Source organism: Salinibacterium sp. UTAS2018 (assembly GCF_004118935.1).
Taxonomy (GTDB): domain Bacteria; phylum Actinomycetota; class Actinomycetes; order Actinomycetales; family Microbacteriaceae; genus Rhodoglobus.
Genome location: NZ_CP035375.1, coordinates 694,534 through 714,251, shown reverse-complemented (window position 1 = coordinate 714,251; position 19,718 = coordinate 694,534). Strand labels below are relative to the sequence as shown.

The 19,718-nt window shown below is 61.0% G+C and carries 12 protein-coding genes and 1 other RNA gene; 7 read left to right on the top strand and 6 right to left on the bottom strand.

What is annotated here, in order from left to right; genetic code table 11:
• Positions 1-128: 128 nt before the first annotated feature.
• The 4 genes from ESZ53_RS03375 to rnpB all read left to right on the top strand — a co-directional run bounded on the left by ESZ53_RS03375 (position 129) and on the right by rnpB (position 8,688).
• On the top strand, positions 129-6,686 hold the full coding sequence (locus tag ESZ53_RS03375) for a cytosine permease (RefSeq protein WP_129071541.1): 6,558 nt from the start codon (positions 129-131) through the stop codon (positions 6,684-6,686).
• A 9-nt stretch (positions 6,687-6,695) separates the two neighbouring features.
• On the top strand, positions 6,696-7,514 hold the full coding sequence (locus ESZ53_RS03370; RefSeq protein ID WP_129071540.1) for a Nif3-like dinuclear metal center hexameric protein: 819 nt from the start codon (positions 6,696-6,698) through the stop codon (positions 7,512-7,514).
• 30 nt (positions 7,515-7,544) lie between these two features.
• Positions 7,545-8,285: a zinc ribbon domain-containing protein gene (locus tag ESZ53_RS03365; RefSeq protein WP_129071539.1), complete on the top strand. Its 741-nt coding sequence runs from the start codon at positions 7,545-7,547 to the stop codon at positions 8,283-8,285.
• Positions 8,286-8,317: 32 nt separating this feature from the next.
• An RNA gene (rnpB, locus tag ESZ53_RS03360) (RNase P RNA component class A) lies at positions 8,318-8,688 on the top strand.
• Positions 8,689-8,760: 72 nt separating this feature from the next.
• Here rnpB and ESZ53_RS03355 read toward each other — a convergent pair.
• From ESZ53_RS03355 to map, 3 genes are read right to left on the bottom strand one after another with little or no spacing between them, the layout of a single operon-like run.
• Positions 8,761-9,471 (bottom strand): VIT family protein, encoded by a 711-nt coding sequence (locus tag ESZ53_RS03355; RefSeq protein ID WP_129071538.1) that lies wholly within the window; start codon positions 9,469-9,471, stop codon positions 8,761-8,763.
• Between the two features lie 2 nt (positions 9,472-9,473).
• Positions 9,474-10,220, bottom strand: coding sequence for a polyphosphate--glucose phosphotransferase (gene ppgK / locus ESZ53_RS03350; protein ID WP_129071537.1), 747 nt, complete (start codon positions 10,218-10,220; stop codon positions 9,474-9,476).
• 54 nt (positions 10,221-10,274) lie between these two features.
• Complete coding sequence (gene map, locus ESZ53_RS03345; protein WP_129071536.1) at positions 10,275-11,141, bottom strand: type I methionyl aminopeptidase; 867 nt, start codon at positions 11,139-11,141, stop codon at positions 10,275-10,277.
• A gap of 49 nt (positions 11,142-11,190) precedes the next feature.
• On the opposite strand from map, the gene ESZ53_RS03340 reads away from it, so the two are divergent.
• A complete protein-coding gene (locus ESZ53_RS03340) occupies positions 11,191-11,358 on the top strand; it encodes a methionine aminopeptidase (protein WP_129071535.1) in 168 nt (55 codons plus the stop codon).
• A 92-nt stretch (positions 11,359-11,450) separates the two neighbouring features.
• Here the strand turns inward: ESZ53_RS03340 and gdhA are convergent, their stop codons facing one another.
• Together gdhA and panB are read right to left on the bottom strand one after the other, a co-directional pair.
• Complete coding sequence (gene gdhA, locus ESZ53_RS03335) at positions 11,451-12,800, bottom strand: NADP-specific glutamate dehydrogenase (protein ID WP_129071534.1); 1,350 nt, start codon at positions 12,798-12,800, stop codon at positions 11,451-11,453.
• 45 nt (positions 12,801-12,845) lie between these two features.
• On the bottom strand, positions 12,846-13,676 hold the full coding sequence (panB, locus tag ESZ53_RS03330) for a 3-methyl-2-oxobutanoate hydroxymethyltransferase (protein WP_129071533.1): 831 nt from the start codon (positions 13,674-13,676) through the stop codon (positions 12,846-12,848).
• Positions 13,677-13,827: 151 nt separating this feature from the next.
• Between panB and ESZ53_RS03325 the strand changes: the two genes are divergently transcribed.
• On the top strand, positions 13,828-15,165 hold the full coding sequence (locus tag ESZ53_RS03325) for a glutamine synthetase family protein (protein ID WP_129073476.1): 1,338 nt from the start codon (positions 13,828-13,830) through the stop codon (positions 15,163-15,165).
• Between the two features lie 16 nt (positions 15,166-15,181).
• The gene (locus tag ESZ53_RS03320; RefSeq protein WP_129071532.1) at positions 15,182-18,115 is read left to right on the top strand and encodes a bifunctional [glutamine synthetase] adenylyltransferase/[glutamine synthetase]-adenylyl-L-tyrosine phosphorylase; all 2,934 of its coding nucleotides are present in this window, start codon (positions 15,182-15,184) and stop codon (positions 18,113-18,115) included.
• 146 nt (positions 18,116-18,261) lie between these two features.
• Here the strand turns inward: ESZ53_RS03320 and glnA are convergent, their stop codons facing one another.
• Positions 18,262-19,698, bottom strand: a complete 1,437-nt coding sequence (glnA, locus tag ESZ53_RS03315) for a type I glutamate--ammonia ligase (protein WP_129071531.1) — start codon at positions 19,696-19,698, stop codon at positions 18,262-18,264.
• Positions 19,699-19,718: the final 20 nt, after the last annotated feature.

Sequence of the window (19,718 nt, the reverse complement as noted above, 5' to 3'; positions counted from 1 at the left end):
GCAAGGTCGCCTCGAACCCGCACGGCGTTAAGAGTTCCGCTCGGATCGCGAACCAATTTGTTGGGGTAACTGTGCTAATAACGGCTAGTCATACCCGCAAAGCATTGGTCTCACCTTAGAGTTTGTCTATGGCATTCCACGACGACGTTGACGACGCGAACGGTGCGAACGACGAAACGTCTTCAAATCATGAGTTCGATCTACTTTTCCCGCAGGCTGCATCCACGAAAAATTCCGATGCAGATCCGGCTGACAACCTGAGCGATGACGGTCGAGTCGACCTCAGCGAGGCCTCAGCCGACGGCATTATCGATCTCGATGCTGCCCTCAACGAAGAGCTAATCGATCCCGTCTCGACAAGTGACGGCTCAGCGGCACCAACCGCCAGCGCAACACCTCGTGCGCCCTTCGATTTGAACGAAGAATTTCAGCGCTCTGACATTGCAGATGCGCTCAGCCAAGGAATGCCTCCCTGGGCGATGGCGCCAGCACCAGATCCCGCTCAAGCGGTCCCGCAACTTGATGCTCCCGAGTCACCAGAGATTTCGGATGCGCCCGTGAACGCTGAGGAGCCAGCTGCTGATGCCTCAGCCACTGCTTCGCCAGACGACGACGACGACCCTTACCGAATTCCGGCCGACTACACCACGCCCGATTTCTTTGCTTCGCGCATTTCCCGTCGGCGAACTCCCGCTGAGGCGGAGACGGAGAACGCGGCCGCGGCGGCAGCGGAACTCGCGGCGCTTGAAGAAGAAGCGAATGCGGCGGACGACGCGACTGACGAACGAGTGCCGTCCGCTGGTGCTTTTGACCTGAGTGCGGCCTCGACAGACGACGAGGTGTTCAGTTTTGAGTCACTTTTCGCGCCTGATGAGCCTCAAGCCACAGTGCCCACGCCTCCAGCATCGCCTGATGACTTCGATGAGACCATGTGGGCGACTCCTTCTTCTGACGTTGCTGGCGATGCGCCCGACTCAGACGAGGCAGCATCTGACGCCCCCGCGAATCACATCTGGAAGCTCGGACCGCTCGAGCCTGAGGTCGGAACGCCTACCGCAACCGCAGCGGCTGCACCGGCACCGGCCGATCCGACGACGCCCAGCGAGCTCTCGGTCGATGACGCCGCTGCGCTTCCTGTTGAAGCGGTTGTTGAGGGTGCGCCGATGTGGAACCTCGATAGCAAGGAAACGCCCACGGCCGACGAAGTACCCCACCTTGGCCTCGATGGGCTTTTGTCACTCGACGACGAGGAGCCGGCCGTTGCGGCCGAAGAAGCCGAGGCGGACGGAGACGCTGTCAACGCCGAAGAGCCTGTAGACGCCGTTGAGCACGATGGTGCAGATATCGCTCCCGTAGCCGACGACGCCGACAACCACGACGGCGCCCCAGCGGATGCTTCCGCCGAGGTCGAAGAGGCCGCAGCGGAGTCGCCGCTAGTCGAAAGTGTTTCGGCCTTCGACCTCGACGCCGCGTTCCGAGAAGCGAATAATCCTGCGACCTCGCTCGAATCCAGTGATGCTGATGCCGTCGAGGACGCTGTCGACTCCACCGCAGATGGTGTGAGTTCCGAGGCCCCGGTATTTGACTCTGCTGCAGCGGTCGAGAGCGGCGACGCCAGTTTTGACTTTGTCGCTGCCTTCGCTGACGACTCCCGAGAAGGGGCAACCGCCGAGACCGTCGATGAACCCGCCGAGAGCGTCGATGACCCCGCCGAGAGCGTCGATGAACCGAGCTCTACTGCTAGCGATATGTCAAGTTCGTTCAGCGTCGACGAGCCCGCCGATGACGCCCCGTTCGATTCCGTCGTGAATTTCTTCGCGGCACATGCCCCTGCACCGGTGACTCCTGCGCCCGGCGATGAGGCCCACGACGACCTCGACGCGCTCTCGCAATCCACACCACCTCTCGCCTCGGAGAATGAAGCCGCCGGTGAGGATGCGCTGGAGTCCGATCGTGCTCTCGAGGAATCTCCAGACGTAACCGCGACCACACCGCCCCTCGCCCCATGGTCATTGAGTGCAGAGAATGCAATCGATGCGGATGACGACATCGCGTCCGCCCTGAGTGTGGATGAAGAGTCGGTAGAATACGATCTGTCTGACTCTGAGACCGTGGAACCGGTCGCGGCTAATCCTGTTAGCGACGATGAGGTCAGCGCCTTCCTTTCGCTTCCTCCCGAAAGTGCCGCCGCAGCAACGACGGACGCCGACACTGTGCATCCCGCTGAGTCCGAGAGTGTCGCTCCGGATGCTGCGGCTAGCCAGCCCGATGAAGCAAGTGACTCAACGGTTCCGGCTGCTGATTTAGACTTCCCGCTGCCCTCGTTCACCGCGCCAGCGGTCAGCGAAGAACCGGCCGATGTCGTGGCTGCTGATGCCGCTGACGCCGCAGACACAACGGCAGAGGATACAGCCCCTCCCGTCGTTTTCGAGTCGCCGTTTGCCCCGCGTCAGTCCTTCTTTGCTCCGTCGCCTGACGCGCCAGCTCCTCGCATCGAGGACTTGTTCCCCGCCGCTGAGGATGCTTCACCAGCCGAAGAGTCGCTCCCCGCCGCTCCGTTTGTTTCCAGCTTCGCTCCGCGGATGCCCGCAGCGCCGGCTTCTCCAGCAGCAGATGAAGCGATCGAGGTTCCGTCCTCCGAGTTCACGTCGGGTGTTGATGAGGCGTCGATGGTTGACGACGAGTCGACCATCGATGATGCTTCGTCGGACGTTGACGTACCCGTCGCGGCCAGTACGCGATCCGCAGAAGACGAGGCGCCGACTGCCAGCGAACCCGCGGCTGAGATCTCGATCGAATCCGACGCGAGCGCTGCTGCCAGCGACGGAGATGACGCGCCCACTCCGCCCACTCGCCGCTCTATGGCCGACGAAGAATTGTTGACCTGGGCGGATAATCCCGCGAACCAGTCGACGGGAACCCTCAGCGTTATCGAAGTTCTCGAAGCGCAGTTGCGTCTGCGCGAAGAAGAAGCGCGCGAATATCGGGAGTGGGAGACCACCTTCCGTTCGCGTGGCGGTCCCGTTGCTGATCAGGTCATCGATCAAGTGCGTTCGGAGTTTGCCGACGTCGTCGACGGCAGCGTACCTGCTGCGGCGACCGGGCTTACCGCTGATGTTCCTGCTGCCAAGGACGCGCCGGAAGAGTTCGCTAGTGCTGCCCACGCCCCAGCCAGCGCCGGTGAAGCGCCTCTCGAAAGTGCAGCGGCGCCTGTGAACGCTGAGGCCACTGAAGTGGCTGAGACTCGTGCTGTTGCAGAGGTTCCCGGGGTCGAAGAAATCCCTGCTGTCGCGGAGGCGCCTGAGATCGCAGAGGCGCCTGAGATCGCTGATGATCTGGAGGCCGCCGAGGCTTCAGAGATCGCCGACGAACCTGAGGTTGCTGACCTTCTCCAGGTTCCTGCGGTTGCAGAGACTCCAGAGGTTGCTGACGAACCCGAGGTTGCTGACGTGCCTGGGGTTGCTGACGTGCCTGAGGTTGCCAAGGCAGCTCAATTGCCCGCGTGGGATGTTCCGCCGCCCAGCGAGTCGTGGTCGCCTCCGGCCGATTTCGAAGACGAGATTCCGTTCGCTGCACACTCGGACCCGACTGGCGCGATCACGCTGCCCGTCATTGATGAGACTGCGGATGTCGAGGCCGCGACCGCAGAAACTGCGGACTTTGCATCGGCCACTTCATCTTCAATGGCCGCGGACCTCACCGACACCGACACCGAGCCTGTCGTTGACGCTGACGCCGACGCTGACGCTGACGCTGAAACTGGCACCGATCCTGTCGTCGAGGCAGACGTCGAGGTAGAACCAACTCCCGAGGTCGAGGTGGCAGCCGTCGTTCCCGCCGCGGAGGAGTCCTCGCCCGAGCCCGAGCCCGCGCCCGAGTTGCAGGTCAGCGAAGAGCACACCGCGCCCGCACCGTTATTTGATCCTGCATCCGGGTTGTTGAGCTTCAGTAGCGCAGCCCCAGAGGTTGCCGTGGCACCAGAAACACGGGAAACACCAGAGTCGCTCCAGGTATCAGCAGCGTCAGAACTGCCGGAATCAACCGAGGTGCTAGAAACTGAAGCTCCGGCTACAGACATCAGTCCAGAAGAAAGCCCTGCGTCGGCCGAATCAAACGGTGAAGCGCCCGCCGTAGCTGACGAGCCGACTCCTGCGCCGTTAGCATTCGAGGACCCCTTCGCGGCAGCGGCAGCGCCGGCGCCTTCGGCTCCCGCCGAGCCCGTCAGCTTCGCGGGACAGGCGGCTCCGGAGTTTCCTGCCGATGAAGACGGCGACTACGACGAACTGCCGTTTGCACCGCCGGCTCTCGTGCAGCCCGATGTGGCGCCACGCGTGCCCCGGGCTAATCTCGACGAGCAAGTCTCCTTCGGCGACTTTGGATTCGCCCCGCCCCCCGCTGATGTTTCGCCCGTAGACGTTCATGCGGCGTCCGCTGACGAGGAACCGATCGCCGCTCCTTTCGCCTTCGACCTCAGCGCCGACACTCATCTGCCCGACGCGTCAGAGTCGGTAATCGATGGCGCTGGTTCGGTCGCTCAAGAGACTGAGGCCGATGAAATCCCGGCCCCCGCCAACGACGATGAGCTCGCTGAGGCAATCGATCCTGCGGTCGAACCGACCCCCGACATCGCGGCTGAGGCTGCTCCGGTGTTCAGCTTTGCGTCGACAGAGAACCCTCACTATGTCGCCTCCTCGCCGATCAACTTCGACGACCTGCTCAAGGCGGACGACCTTGACGATGCCGACGATGCCGACGTTGACGCCGATGAGCCTGAGACTGATCCTCTGCTTGCATTGCTGGCTAACGCCGCCCCGCCGATGCAGGGTGATCCTCTTTCCGAGCTTCAGACCGGTTCGATCGCGGTCAATCAGGTCACCTTCGAGGCAGAGTCTGATGACGCGGTCGATGACAGCGATCGCCTGACCTATTCGACGGATCTCTCCGCGGACGTCAGCGACGCTCCCGCCGCGAATTCAGTCCTCGATGACGACGAGATCCCATTCGCGACTGGTGCCCTAGGCGCAGCCGCGGCGGGAACCGTTGCTGCCGCCGCGTTGACGTCGCAGCCAGCACCTGCGACCGAGGCAGCGCCGTTCCTCGTGCCCGCCGACGCTCCAGCTACTGCAGAAGCTGCTCCGGCGCCTTCAGTTCCGCAGCCTGTAGCGCTCTCAACCGCCGTTGTCTCTCAGCAGCCGCTCGGACTCGATGAAGTCGCGCCCACAGCTCAGAAGGTTTTCAGCCTCGAAGAGAGTGGTCTCGAACCGACTCCCGTTGACCGCCGAATTGGTCACGCAGCTCGTCTATTCTGGCTGTGGTTCGCTGCCAATTCCTCGATCGTAAGTTTGGGGTTGGGAGCCGCCGTCTTCGCGGTAGGCATGAGCCTGCGCCAGTCGATCGTGGCTATCTTGGCCGGAGTGGCGCTGTCGTTCATTCCTCTGGGACTCACAACCCTCGCGGGGAAGCGCAGTGGTCAGCCGACCATGGTGGTTTCTCGAGCATCTTTCGGCGTACTAGGTAATATCGCGCCGTCAGTAGTCGCTCTCATCGCTCGCCTCTTCTGGGGCGCAGTCCTGCTCTGGGTTCTAGCTTCATCCGTCGCCATTGTTCTTGTCGGGTCCGGCCTGAACGGTGGGTTGGGCGACCGCCAACTTCTGCTCATCGCCCTTGCTCTGTCGTTCTTGGTTGCACTCGTCATCGCATTCGCCGGGTATCCACTCTTCGCGCGCATCCAGCTCATCCTGAGCATCATTTCGGGTGTTCTCGTTGTCGGCCTCATCGGCTTCACGGCGCAGTACATTGATATCTCTCAGGCGCTCACGACCCCCGACGGCTCGTGGTTGCTCACCATCACCGGCGCCGTGCTCGTATTCAGCTTCCTCGGCCTCGTCTGGGCGTACAGCGGTGCTGACATCGCTCGCTACCAGCGTCCGTCCTCAAGCGGTGGAGCTTCGATGCTCTCCGCTACGTTCGGAGCCGCGCTGCCCGCGTTCGCACTGATCGCGTACGGCGCGCTTCTCGCCGCATCCGACCCGGCAATTGCGCGTGGATTCCTGGCATCGCCGCTTGACACGCTGATGCTTCTGCTGCCGAGTTGGTACCCGATTCCGCTGCTTCTCGCGGCGGCGTTGAGCCTGCTTTCTGGCATCACCCTGAGCCTCTACTCGGGCGGGTTCGCCTTGCAAGCGATCGGTGTGCGTGTTCCCCGTCAATGGTCGATCGTAATCGTTGCCGTACTTCTCGGTGCTCTCGCCATCCTCTTCGCGTTCGGCGTCAATGGAGGAATCAACGAACTGTTCCGGGATGTTGCGACGACTCTCGCGGTGCCTACCGCAGCGTGGGCCGGCATCTTTGCGTCGGAGACTATGATCCGCACTCGCAAGCTGGACAGTGCAGCATTGCTTTCCCGCGGTGGTGTTTACGGCGATGTGCGCTGGGTCAACCTCAGCGCTTTCGTCGTGATCTCTGTGATTGGCTTCGCTCTCACCAGCGCGACGATCAGCTGGCTCTCGTGGCAGGGTTACGGCTTCACCGCTCTCGGTGTAGACCTCACCTCTGAACTCGCCGGAACTGACCTGGGCGTGCTTGTTGCTCTCGGGCTCGGACTCCTGACACCGCTCGCAGCGGGAATCCCCGCCATTCGTCGCCAAGAGGCTGAGCAGGCTGAGCGCGCTCCGCGTCCCGCCTAGACTGACAGCGTGTCTACTACTGTCGCTCATGTAATTGCCGCGGCTGAACAGCTCTGGCCCGTTTCTGGTGCCGAAGCCTGGGATGCCGTGGGCCTCGTCTCCGGCGACCTCGACGCTCCGGTGTCAACGATTTCACTCGCTGTTGACGCGGTTCTCGATACCGTCGACGAGGCGATTCACGCCGGCGCCGACATGCTCATCACGCACCACCCACTCTTACTGAGGGGCGTTACTTCGGTCGCCAGCGACCGCTACAAAGGTGCGGTGCTCACCAAGCTCATAAGGGCCGAGTGCGCTCTGCTCGCTGCCCACACCAATGCGGATGTCGTAGAAACCGGAACATCAGGTCGCTTCGCCACCAAGCTGGGTTTGTCTTCCATCGCACCCATCGTCGCTGGCGAAACTCCGGATCGTGGCATCGGCCGCACGGGTCAACTGCCGCAGGCAATGACGCTTGGTCGTCTCGCTCGCCTCATTGGCGAGATCTTGCCCCCGACCGCAACAGGCATCCGTGTTGCCGGTGATTTCGACCAACTGGTTCACTCCGTGGCATTGTGCGGGGGAGCGGGTGACGCATACTTGAACGATCCGGCCGTGTTGGCGTCGGATGTGTACATCACTAGTGACCTGCGCCATCATCCGGCCTCTGAGGCTCGCGAGAATGCTCGGTTGCAGAACGGCCCGGCACTGATCGATGTGTCGCATTGGGCGAGTGAATGGTTGTGGCTTGACGCCGCGGCTGACGAACTGCGCGCTCTACTGCCCGACGTAACAATTACGGTGAGCGAACTGCGCACTGACCCTTGGGATTTTGCGGTTGTGCAGTAAGCGCACCGTTAGACAGAAAGAAGCATGACTATGGCGTTGACCGCTAGCCCCGCTGACCAAGCTTTACTCCTCGATCTGCAGGCCTTCGACACGAAGATTGCCCAGTTGGAGCACCGCGCTAAGAAGCTTCCCGAGCACGAACAGCTGTCGGAGCTCAAGAAGCACCGTGACAAGCTTCAATTGTCGATTCTTGAAGAGCGTGGAATCAAAGAAGATATCGAACTTGAGATGAGTCGCATCGAGTCGGACGTCAAGGTTGTTGAGGCGCGCATCGCCCGTGATAGCGCACGCCTCGATGCGAGTTCCTCACCGAAAGATGTTGCTGCCCTAGAGCAGGAGCTGACTGCTTTGCGCACGCGACTCAGCAACCTCGAAGACATCGAGCTCGCGGTTATGGAGAAGCTCGAAGTGCAGCAGAAGGTCGTAGACAACCTCCTGGAGCAGGGCGGAAACCTTACAACTCAGGCGGCCGAGCTCGAAGCTAGCCGTGACGAGGCTCTCGCTGTGGTGGAAGCTGAACTCGGCACGACACGCACGGGGCGCACGGCACTTCAGGCCACGATCCCGGCAGACCTACTCGCGCTGTACGAACGTCAGCGTGAGCGTTATGGTGTCGGCGCCTCGATGCTGCGCGGTGGAGTGTCGCTAGCATCCGGCGTGAAATTGCTGGAGAACGAAATGCAAGAGATTCGTGCGGCCGCTCCCGACGCCGTGATTATGTGCGCCAGCAGCGAGGGCATTCTCGTACGTACGAACGAGTCGGGACTCTAAGCGCTTCCTGAACGCTAAGCTAGACCGTTGAATGGGTCGGCAAGACGGTCGCGTTATCCGCAAGGATACCGAGGAACGTCCGGGCTCCGTAGAGCAGGATGGTGGGTAACACCCACCCGGGGTAACCCGCGAGAACAGTGCAACAGAAAGTAGACCGCCACAGATTTCGATCTGGGGTAAGGGTGAAACGGTGGTGTAAGAGACCACCAGCGGCCGGGGTGACTCGGTCGGCTAGGTAAACCTCGTCCGGAGCAAGATCAGACAGAAGACGCTAAGGCTGCTCGCCGAGTCTTCGGGTAGATCGCTAGAGGTGTGCGGCAACGTACATCGTAGATAGATGACCGTCCAGCACGGGATTTCGGTCCCGCGTGAACAGAACCCGGCGTACTAGCCGGCCCATTCCTTCATTTCAGCCCCATGACGTGTGTACCAGCGCAACGCATCCGTACGGCACACGCATCGCCAGGGTTGGCGGCTAGACGAGGCCGCTTGTTCCGAGCAGCGTGCCGATCACGAATGTGGTGATGAGCGCGAGTGCTCCGCCGATCACGATGCGCAGCGTAGGCCGCACCCAGTTATTGCCGCCGACCCGTGCCGAGAGCGCACCCGTGATGACGAGTGCCGTCAGTACCGCTACGAACGTAGCAAGAACTCGAATCGGTTCGGGAGCGATCAGAATCGCGGCCAACGGCAGCACACCGCCCACCGTGAACGCGAGAGCGGATGCCCCGGCTGCTTGCCAGGCACTCACGACGTCATGCTCGGTGATGCCGAGTTCTGCTTCGAGGTGCGCCGCCAGTGCGTCGTGCTTCGTGAGTTCTTCGGCGACCTGCTGAGCAGTAGCAGCGCTAATGCCTTTGGCTTCATAGATTGCGGCCAATTCGGCCAACTCTTCCTCGGGCATTTCCGCGAGCTCACGGCGCTCTTTCTCAATCAGAGCACGCTGGCTATCGCTCTGGCTGCTCACGCTCACGTACTCGCCCAGAGCCATCGAGATTGCCCCGCCGACGAGCCCAGCGACGCCGGCAGTGATGAGCGGCGCGATGGCGGATGTCGCACCAGCGACACCCACGACGATGGCCGCGACCGAGACGATGCCATCATTCGCGCCGAGAACACCCGCGCGCAACCAGTTCAAGCGTCCCGCGAAATCGCCGGAGTGGGGCTCGTTGGTGTGGAAGCTCATCCCTATTCCTTAACGGCGAGGGCGGCGGCGCCCATGATCCCGGCGTTGTTCCGCAGCTTCGCGGGAACAATCGGAGTGTGAAGCTTTAGCAGGGGCAAGAACTTATCGTGGCTTTTGGAAACGCCACCGCCGACAAGAATGAGGTCGGGGGAGAAGAGCAGTTCAAGGTGCGAGTAGTAGCGCTGCAGCCGTTTCGCCCAGGCCCTCCAGCTCAGACGGCGACGTTCCTTTGCGGCGAACGATGCGCCTTTTTCTGCATCGCGACCGCCGATCAGCAGATGGCCGAGTTCGGAGTTCGGAACGAGCGTTCCGTTGTAAATTAGCGCACTGCCGATTCCGGTGCCCAGTGTGGTGAGCAAGACGAGCCCCGACACGCCTTTGGCGGCGCCGTAGCGGACCTCAGCAACTCCAGCGGCATCCGCATCGTTGACGAAGTGGATGTCGCGACCAAGCGCTTTCTCGAACAGCTTCTCCGCGTCGAGCCCGATCCAATCTTTGGAAATGTTGGCGGCAGACATCGTCTTGCCGTTGCGAACGATGGCAGGAAAGCACACGCCAACCGGCATATCTTCGGGAATGCCACCGAGCTTTTCAATCAGTTCGACGACGACATCGACGATGGCAGCGGGTTTACCCGACTTCGGAGTCGCGATTTTCACCCGCTCGCTCACGAGTTTTCCGGTATCGGTATCGACTATGGCCCCTTTGATTCCGGTGCCGCCGATGTCGATTCCCAGTGCCTGAGTCATAGTGTCTACTTTCGCGTGCGGAGAGTTGAGTCAGATTTTATGCGAGCTAGCTCGTTAGGGGAGTGTCAGAATCTCGGTGCCGCGCTCAGTGACAACCATGGTGTGTTCGAACTGAGCGGTCAAGCTCTTGTCACGGGTGGTGACCGTCCAGTCGTCCGCCCAGAGATCCCATTCGTGAGTTCCCAGCGTCAGCATGGGTTCAATCGTGAAGACCATGCCCACTTCGATCACATCATCAAACTGCGGAGCGGAGTCATAGTGGGGGACGATGAGGCCCGAGTGGAACGCAGCGCCAACTCCGTGCCCGGTGAAATCTCGAACGACGCCATAGCCGAAACGCTTCGCATACGACTCGATCGCACGGCCGATTACGTTGACTTGACGGCCTGGTGCCACGGCCTTGATGCCGCGGTTGAGGGCTTCCTGAGTGCGCTCGACGAGGTTGCGGGCGTCCTCCGACACGTTTCCGACGAGGAACGTCTTATTGAGGTCACCGTGCATGCCGTCTTTGTAGGCAGTGATGTCGATGTTGATGATGTCGCCATCCTCGAGCACCGTGTCATCGGGGATTCCGTGACAGATCACTTCATTGATGCTGGAGCAGCACGACTTCGGGAACCCGCGGTAACCGAGAGTGGAGGGGTAGGCGTCGCGCTCGACCATGTACTGGTGGGCGATTACATCGAGTTCTGCCGTCGTGATGCCGGGACGGATGGCGGCGCCCACCGCTTCGACAGCGCCGGCAGCGATCTTTCCGGAGGCTCGGATACGGTCAACCTCTTCAGCGCTATAGATGTCCGACCCAGTGAACGGGCGTGGCGCCGTCTTGCCGACGTACTCCGGTCGACTTATCGACTTCGGCACAGCGAGTTGAGGTGGGATTACTCCCGGAACGAGGTGACCAGAATTATCCCGAGGCATTGCTCTAGTCTACCGGCGTAGTCTTACCGCGAACGAAAGGACGAACCACATGGAGCAATGGTGGTACAACCACAAGACTGGTGAAGTCGAAGAGGGCCCGCAATCATTGGCGGTCGATCGCGACGGGCCGTTCGACACGCGCGCTGAAGCTGAACGCGCTCCGCAGATTATTGCTGAGCGCGCGCGCAAGTGGGCTGACGAGGAGTCTGACGCCTAGAGCTTGCTTCAGCGGGCTGCGGCGTCGAACTGCTAGTCCGACGCCGCAGGGAGATCAAGCGCCCCAAGAAGATCAGGCGCCGCAAGAAAGATCTAGATGACTCCTTGTGCAAGCATTGCGTCGGCGACTCGCTTGAAACCGGCAGCGTTGGCGCCGACGACATAGTCACCGGGGCGGCCGTAGAATTCCGCAGCCTCCCACGCGGAGGCGTGGACGCCACGCATGATCTCGTGCAGTTTGTCTTCGCTGGAGCTAAAGTCCCAGCGTTGGCGGGCTGCATTCTGGCTCATCTCGAGCGCTGACGTAGCTACGCCGCCAGCATTGGCGGCCTTACCGGGCGCGAACAACACATCTGCAGCTTGGAAGGTCTCAACTGCATCCGGAGTGCACGGCATGTTGGCGCCTTCTGCGACCAGTTGCAGACCGTTGTTCAGCAGAGTACGGGCATCGGTGAGGGTGAGTTCATTTTGTGTGGCGCAGGGAAAAGCCAGCTCGCCCGGCACATCCCACACGGAACCTCCCATGACGTATCGCGCTGACGGGCGCCGCAGCGCGTACTCAGAGATGCGTGCGCGCTCAACCTCTTTCAGCTGTTTGAGCAGTTCCAAGTCGATGCCGCCCTCATCGATGATGTAGCCGCCGGAATCAGACGCGGTGATGGGCTTCGCCCCGAGCTGCTGAAGCTTCTCGATGGCGTAGATCGCGACGTTCCCCGAGCCAGAAACAATCGCTCGTTTTCCTTCCACGCTGTCTTTTCTGACACCCAGCATTTCTTGGGCGAAGAAGACGGTGCCGTAGCCTGTCGCTTCAGTGCGAACCTCGGCGCCGCCCCACTGGATGCCCTTGCCGGTGAACATTCCAGATTCGTGGCGGTTGGTGAGTCGACGGTATTGGCCGAAAAGAAAGCCGATCTCTCGGGCGCCCACTCCCATATCGCCCGCGGGTACATCGGTGTGCTCGCCGAGGTGACGGTACAGCTCACTCATGAAGCTCTGGCAGAAACGCATAACTTCGGCATCAGACTTGCCGTGGGGATCGAAATCTGAGCCTCCCTTAGCGCCGCCGATTCCCTGACCGGTCAGCGCATTCTTGAAGATCTGTTCGAACCCGAGGAATTTAACGATTCCGAGGTTCACGCTGGGGTGGAAACGCAATCCGCCCTTATAGGGCCCCAGAGCCGAATTAAACTGCACTCGAAACCCGCGATTGACGCGCACGGTGCCCGTGTCGTCATGCCACGGTACGCGGAACATGATCTGGCGCTCAGGTTCCACCAGTCGCTCGACAATTCCGGCGTCGACGAATTCAGGATGGTTCTCGAGCACGGGAGCGATGGACTCAAGCACCTCATGAAGTGCTTGGTGAAAGACCGGCTCGTGAGCGTTGCGCGCAATCGCGTCGTTATAGATCAGTCTCAGGGCAGGGGAAAGTGACGAGGTCATTCAGGGCTTTCTCGATAGTGGTGAATCTAGAAAAAGGGTTGTGCCCTAGTAAGAGTGGTCCTCGGTCGGATAAGAGCCGGAGGCCACGTCGGCGCGGTATTCGTCTACCGCACCCGCCAGCGTCGTACGCAGGTCGGCGTATTTTTTGACAAATTTGGGGATGCGTCCTTTGGTGAGGCCCGCCCAGTCCGTCCAGACCAGGAGCTGTCCATCCACGTGCGGACCGGCGCCGACACCGATCGTCGGAATCGTGAGCGCTTCGGTGATCTTGGCTGCGGCATCCGCGGGAACCATCTCGAGCACGACCGCGAAGGCGCCCGCCTCTTCGACGGCGAGTGCATCCGCGAGCAATTGCTCGAAGCCGTCGCCCCGGCCTTGGATGACGTGTCCTCCAAGGCCGTGTTCGCTCTGCGGTGTGAAGCCGATGTGAGCCATCAGGGGGATGCCGGCATCCACGATGCGTCGGATTTGCTCGGCGCTGCGCACTCCGCCTTCAAGCTTGACGGCGTGGGCTCCGGTCTCTTTCATGAAGCGGAACGCTGTGTGCAGCGCCTCGTCGGGGCCAGTTTCGTAGGAGCCGAACGGCATATCCGCGACGACAAAGGCGCGCGTGACCGCTCCAGCAACAGCGCGAGTGAGAGGGATGAGGTCATCGATGCTCACCGGCAGCGTGGTGTCGTAGCCGTAGACGTTGTTGCCGGCAGAGTCGCCGACGAGAAGGAAGTCGATTCCGGATTCGTCGAAGATGCCGGCAGTCAGCTGGTCGTAACTCGTGAGCCCGACGATCTTGATCCCGTTCTCTTTCGCCGTCTGAAAATGGCGAGTGCGAACTCGTTTGAGCTTGGCTTGGGCCTCAGCGGCGGCGGGGTCAGTCATAGCCGCAAGTCTAACGACACTGGCGCTCGGTTCAATTGGGCTATCGCGGCGGCGAGTGCGCTGCAGAGAAGCCCCGGAGCAAGTAGCCTTAGAGCGGCAGAATCGATGTCGCAATTTCGCGGCAGGGCACGGATCGAGGAACTCAATGTCAATGGATAAGCAGCGCGATTTCGTTCTTCGTACGATTGAAGAGCGTGGCATCAAATTCGTCCGCCTCTGGTTTACGGATGTCGTGGGCACGCTCAAGAGCGTCGCTGTTGCTCCGGCAGAGATCGAAGGGGCCTTCGCCGAGGGCCTCGGCTTTGATGGTTCCGCCATCGAAGGCTTCACGCGTGCTTATGAAGCAGATATGCTCGCGCACCCCGATCCGACTACTTTCCAGATTCTCCCGTGGCGTGGTGAGATCGATCCCACTGCCCGTATGTTCTGCGACATTACGACGCCCGACGGCCAGCCCGCAGCATCCGACCCTCGTAACGTGCTCAAGCGCACGTTGGAGAAGGCAGCCGAGCGTGGCTTTACGTTCTACACGCACCCCGAGATCGAGTTCTACCTCCTCAAGTCGAGCAAGCTTAAGAAGGGCCGCCCTGAGCCTGTTGACTCGGCAGGCTTCTTCGACAACGTTCCCGGTGGAACAGCCCATGACTTCCGTCGTCGTTCGGTGCGGATGCTCGAAGACCTCGGTATCTCGGTGGAGTTCAGCCACCACGAGTCTGGCCCGGGCCAGAACGAGATCGACCTGCGCTACGCAGACGCGCTGACGACGGCCGACAACATCATGACCTTCCGCACCGTGATCAAAGAGGTCGCGATCGAGCAGGGTGTCTACGCGACATTTATGCCCAAGCCGATGTCGGGCCAGCCCGGTTCGGGAATGCACACCCACATGTCACTCTTTGAGGGCGACCAGAATGCGTTTTACGACGCCAGCGGTCACTACCAGTTGTCGAAGGTCGGTCGTCAGTTCATGGCCGGCGTTCTCAAGCACGCTCCCGAAATCACGGCCGTTACGAACCAGTTTGTGAACTCGTATAAGCGCCTCTGGGGCGGCGACGAAGCTCCGAGCTTCGTCACGTGGGGGCACAACAACCGTTCCGCTCTTGTTCGCGTGCCGCTGTACAAGCCTGGCAAGGGGCAGAGCGCTCGTATCGAGTACCGCGCTCTTGACTCTGCGGCTAACCCGTACCTTGCTTACTCATTGCTGCTGGCCGCAGGGCTCAAGGGCATCGAAGAAGGCTACGAGCTTCCCCTCGAAGCCGAGGATGCCGTTGGCGATCTCTCCGATCACGAGCGCCGCGCGCTCGGTTACGAGCAACTGCCGTCGAACCTCAACCACGCACTGAGCATCATGGAGAACTCCGAACTCGTTGCCGAAACGCTGGGGGAGCAGGTCTTCAATTTCGTGCTGCTCAACAAGCGCCGCGAGTGGAAAGAATACCGCGCTCAGGTAACTCCGTACGAGCTCGAGAGCAGCCTAGAGATTCTCTAGACTCCGCGGTCACGTTATGTCGACGACTACCTACACTCTGACCGAACTTGCCAAGCTGGGCTTTCTCGAGCTCAGCGAGGCACGAGAACGTCTTGTTGCCCTCGATCGGCCAGAAGTGCCGGCCGCGTTGTTCTCCCGAGCGGCTGATCCCGATCAAGCGCTGCGCTTTGTCCTTGAGCTATCAGAGTCGGCTCCACAACAGTTGGCGCCGCTCTTGCAGAACCACGATGCTGCGATTCGACTGGTGCAGGTCTTGGGCGCGTCATCCGGTCTCGGCGACTTTTTGGCTCGCCATCCCTCTGAACTTGACGCGATGTGCGTGCCGATTACGGCGCCAGCATCGCCCGAAGAATATGTCGAATCTCTCACCGCCGTCACGCGCGAACTCGCAGAAGAAGAAGCATGGGTCGCTCTGCGCGTTCGCTACCGTCGTGAGCTGACGAAGATCACGGCCTGGGACCTCTCTCAGGACGATCCGCTCGCTGCCGTCGACCGCGTGGCCATGGCTCTCGCCGACCTTGCTGGAGCCGCGCTTGAAGCCTCTCTTTCGGTGGCCCGTCGTTCAGTCAACTTTCCTGACGCAGATGTCGCCGCAACCCGTATCGCCATCATCGGCATGGGTAAGGCGGGGGCGCGCGAACTGAACTATGTGTCGGATGTCGACGTCATCTTCGTAACGGAACCCGACGGCATCAGCGCCGACCGTGCGGTCACCATCGCAACGCCGCTCGCAGTGCAGACAATTCGTGGCATCCAAGACCTCACTATTGAGCCGGCACTGTGGGAGGTCGACACTAACCTCCGCCCCGAGGGTAAAGACGGCGCGCTCGTGCGCACCCTCGACTCTCACCTGGCTTATTACGACCGCTGGGCCGAGAGTTGGGAGTTTCAGGCACTCCTCAAAGCGCGTCCACTCGCGGGTGACCGCGAGCTTGGCGGCCGCTACATCGACGGTGTTTCGCCGCTCGTCTGGTCTAGTGCCTCTCGTGAAAACTTCGTGGCGTCGGTGCAGCGCATGCGCGAACGGGTCACCGAGAACATTCCACCCCACGAGCGTGATGTTCAGCTCAAGCTCGGCCCCGGCGGTCTGCGCGATATCGAGTTCACGGTGCAACTGCTGCAACTGGTGCACGGGCAGAATGACGAAGAGGTTCGCCAAACCTCAAGCCTTCGAGCCCTCATCGCTCTGGCGGAGCACGGCTACATCGGGCGCATTGAGGCGGGCGAGTTCGCGCGAGACTATCGCTTCCTTCGTCTTCTTGAGCACCGCATTCAGTTGTCCAAGCTTCGTCGAACCCACCTCATGCCTCGCGACCCTGACGACTTGCGGGTACTCGCACGCGCCACCGGCATCGCTAAGAATGCCGCTGACCTCACCGAGCAGTGGCAGCGCACGAAGATTGCGGTGCGCCGGCTGCACGAGCGACTCTTCTATCGTCCGCTTCTCTCAGCCGTTGCGGCACTTCCCGAAGACGGCTTGGCGCTCTCGAGTGAGCAGGCTGCGGCGCGCCTTGCCGCGATCGGCTTCCTGGATCCCAAAGGTGCTCTCGCGCATATTGCGGCGCTTACCGGTGGAGTTTCGCGACGCGCCACGATTCAGCGCACCCTCCTGCCCGTCATGCTTCAATGGTTCTCCGAAGGCGCCGACCCTGATTACGGGTTACTCGCGTTCCGTCGGCTGAGCGACGCGCTCGGCGAGGCCTACTGGTTTTTGCGGATGCTGCGGGATTCGTCGGGAGCTGCAGAGCGGCTCACTCGCGTGCTCTCGGCATCCAAATATGTTGGTGGCTTGTTTGAGCGCATTCCAGAAGCTGCCGCCTGGCTGGAGCACGATAAAGAGCTTCACGCGCGCCCGCTCGCGGTTCTTCGCGATGAAGCTCGCGCTATTGTCTCTCGCCACAAGGGCCACGAAGACGCGGCAGCGGTCGCCTTGCGGACCGCTCGCCGTCGCGAGACGCTTCGCCTGGCCATCGGTTCCATCGTTGGCGTGATTTCCATTCAAGAACTTGGTCGCGGCTTGAGCGATGTCACCACAACAATGCTGGAGGGTTCGCTCGCCGTTTTGCGGCCCGAACCCGACGGTATCGAGTTTGGCATTATCGCGATGGGACGATATGGAGGGGCTGAGTCCGGGTTCGGTTCTGACACTGACGTGATGTACGTGTACCGGGCGACCGATGCGTCGGCCGAAGACGCTTCCAAGCGCGCCACGGCCATAGCGAAGGGGCTTACGCGTATCACTGAGGACGTCAAGCTTCCCCTCGACCTCGACCTCGATCTTCGCCCTGAAGGCAAAAACGGCGCGATCGTGCGATCCCTGGAATCGTACGAGGCGTACTACGAGCGTTGGTCGCTCACGTGGGAGGCGCAGGCTCTGTTGCGTGCTCGCGGTGTCGCAGGCGATGAGGGATTGCTCGCGGACTTCACAGAACTCGCCAACAGGGTGCGTTATCCCAAGGCTATTTCGCCGCAGGACGTTCGCGAGGTCAAACGAATCAAAGCACGGGTGGAGTCGGAGAGGCTTCCGCAAGCAGCCGATCCTTCACGTCACCTTAAGCTCGGTCGCGGTTCGCTGAGCGACGTCGAATGGTTCGTGCAGCTCTTGCAGCTGCAACACGGAGCCAAAGTTGAGGGGCTGCGCACCACGTCGACACTAGATGCGTTAGATGCGGCGGTCGCTGAAAAGTTGGTGACCGCTTCGGATGCGGCTCGCCTGCGTGAAGCCTGGATTCTGGCCTCTCGTGCTCGCTCGGCGATCACGTTGTGGACGTCGAGAACCTCAGATGTCCTTCCCAATGATCGCCTTCAGCTCGAAGGGATCTCTCGCATGCTCGAGTACCCGCCGGGCTCCGCGAGCGAACTAGAGGAAGACTACCTGCGTGCCACTCGTCGCGCGCGCCGCGTCTTTGAGCGGCGTTTCTATGGCGTGACGAATGTTCCGCGTTCCTGAAGTTCTTAGGCACCCACGCTCCCGCTGAGTGTCCCTCTAGCAGAGCGTGAGTTCTCGCGGAGACCCCGTGCTTGCTCAGAGCCACGGAAAGCGAAACGGGCCGCATCCCGAAGGATGCGGCCCGCTTATTCAGCTGTGTTTAGCGCTTAGACGCCGAAGTACAATTCGTACTCGTACGGGTGCGGGCGCTGTGCGAACGGGAGAAGCTCGTTCGTACGCTTGTAGTCGATCCACGTCTCGATGAGGTCCTTGGTGAAGACGTTGCCTTCCATGAGGAACTCGTGGTCGGCTTCAAGGGCGACGAGTGCTTCTTCGAGCGAAGCGGGAACCTGAGGAATCAGGCGGGCTTCCTCGGGAGGCAATTCGTAGAGGTCCTTGTCGACGGGCTCGTGCGGCTCAATCTTGTTCTTGATGCCGTCGAGGCCAGCCATGAGCTGAGCAGCGAATGCGAGGTAAGGGTTACCCGAGGCGTCAGGCGCGCGGAACTCGATGCGCTTTGCCTTGGGGTTCGTTCCCGTGATCGGGATACGGATGGAAGCCGAACGGTTTCCGGCCGAGTACACGAGGTTTACGGGAGCTTCGAATCCGGGGATCAGACGACGGTACGAGTTGACCGTAGGGTTCGTGAACGCGAGCACAGCAGGAGCGTGCTTGAGGAGTCCGCCGATGTACCAGCGAGCGGTGTCGCTGAGCCCGCCGTAGCCCTTCTCGTCGTAGAACAACGGGGTTCCGTCGTTCCACAGCGACTGGTGGGTGTGCATTCCCGAGCCGTTGTCGCCGAAGAGCGGCTTCGGCATGAACGTTGCGGTCTTGCCCCACTCGTTCGCCGTGTTCTTGACGATGTACTTGAACTTGAGGATGTCGTCACCGGCGTGAACGAGGGTGTCGAACTTGTAGTTGATCTCGCCCTGGCCAGCGGTTCCCACTTCGTGGTGGCTGCGCTCGACTTCGAGTCCAACATCGATGAGCTTCATGACGATGTCGTCACGGATGTCAGCGTGCTGGTCAACGGGGGAGACGGGAAAGTAGCCGCCCTTGAATGGCGTCTTGTTAGCGAGGTTTCCGCCTGCTTCGGTGCGCCCGCTGTTCCATGCGCCTTCGCTGGAGTCAACCTCGTAGAAGCTCTTGTTCGCGCTTACTTCGTAGCGAACGTCGTCGAAGATGTAGAACTCTGCTTCGGAGGCGAAGAATGCGGTGTCAGCAATTCCGGTCGAGGCCAAGTACTTTTCGGCCTTCTTAGCAACCTGGCGCGGGTCGCGAGGGTAGATCTCGCCGTTGCGGGGGTTGTAGATGTCGAAGATGATGATCAGCGTGCGTTCGACGCGGAAAGGGTCGACGTAGGCAGTGGTGACGTCGGGGATCAGCTGGAGATCCGACTCGTGGATCGACTGGAAACCACGGATTGATGAACCATCGAAGAGCTGGCCGACAGCGAAGAAGTCTTCATCAACTGCGGCGGCGGGAATGTTGAAGTGCTGCTGGATACCGGGCAGATCGGTAAACCGGATGTCGACGAACTTGACGTCAGTGTCCTTGATAAAATCAAGAACCTCAGACGAATTGGAAAACTTCGGATGAGACATTGAGTGGAACTCCAAGGGGT

Coding starts and splice junctions, on each gene's coding strand:
- panB (WP_129071533.1), bottom strand. CDS start 13,676: ATGACTGACCCCGCCGCCGCTGAGGCCCAAGCCAAGCTCAAACGAGTT.
- ESZ53_RS03355 (WP_129071538.1), bottom strand. CDS start 9,471: ATGAGCTTCCACACCAACGAGCCCCACTCCGGCGATTTCGCGGGACGC.
- ESZ53_RS03320 (WP_129071532.1), top strand. CDS start 15,182: ATGTCGACGACTACCTACACTCTGACCGAACTTGCCAAGCTGGGCTTT.
- glnA (WP_129071531.1), bottom strand. CDS start 19,698: ATGTCTCATCCGAAGTTTTCCAATTCGTCTGAGGTTCTTGATTTTATC.
- ESZ53_RS03325 (WP_129073476.1), top strand. CDS start 13,828: ATGGATAAGCAGCGCGATTTCGTTCTTCGTACGATTGAAGAGCGTGGC.
- ESZ53_RS03375 (WP_129071541.1), top strand. CDS start 129: ATGGCATTCCACGACGACGTTGACGACGCGAACGGTGCGAACGACGAA.
- gdhA (WP_129071534.1), bottom strand. CDS start 12,800: ATGACCTCGTCACTTTCCCCTGCCCTGAGACTGATCTATAACGACGCG.
- ESZ53_RS03340 (WP_129071535.1), top strand. CDS start 11,191: ATGGAGCAATGGTGGTACAACCACAAGACTGGTGAAGTCGAAGAGGGC.
- ESZ53_RS03365 (WP_129071539.1), top strand. CDS start 7,545: ATGGCGTTGACCGCTAGCCCCGCTGACCAAGCTTTACTCCTCGATCTG.
- map (WP_129071536.1), bottom strand. CDS start 11,141: ATGCCTCGGGATAATTCTGGTCACCTCGTTCCGGGAGTAATCCCACCT.
- ppgK (WP_129071537.1), bottom strand. CDS start 10,220: ATGACTCAGGCACTGGGAATCGACATCGGCGGCACCGGAATCAAAGGG.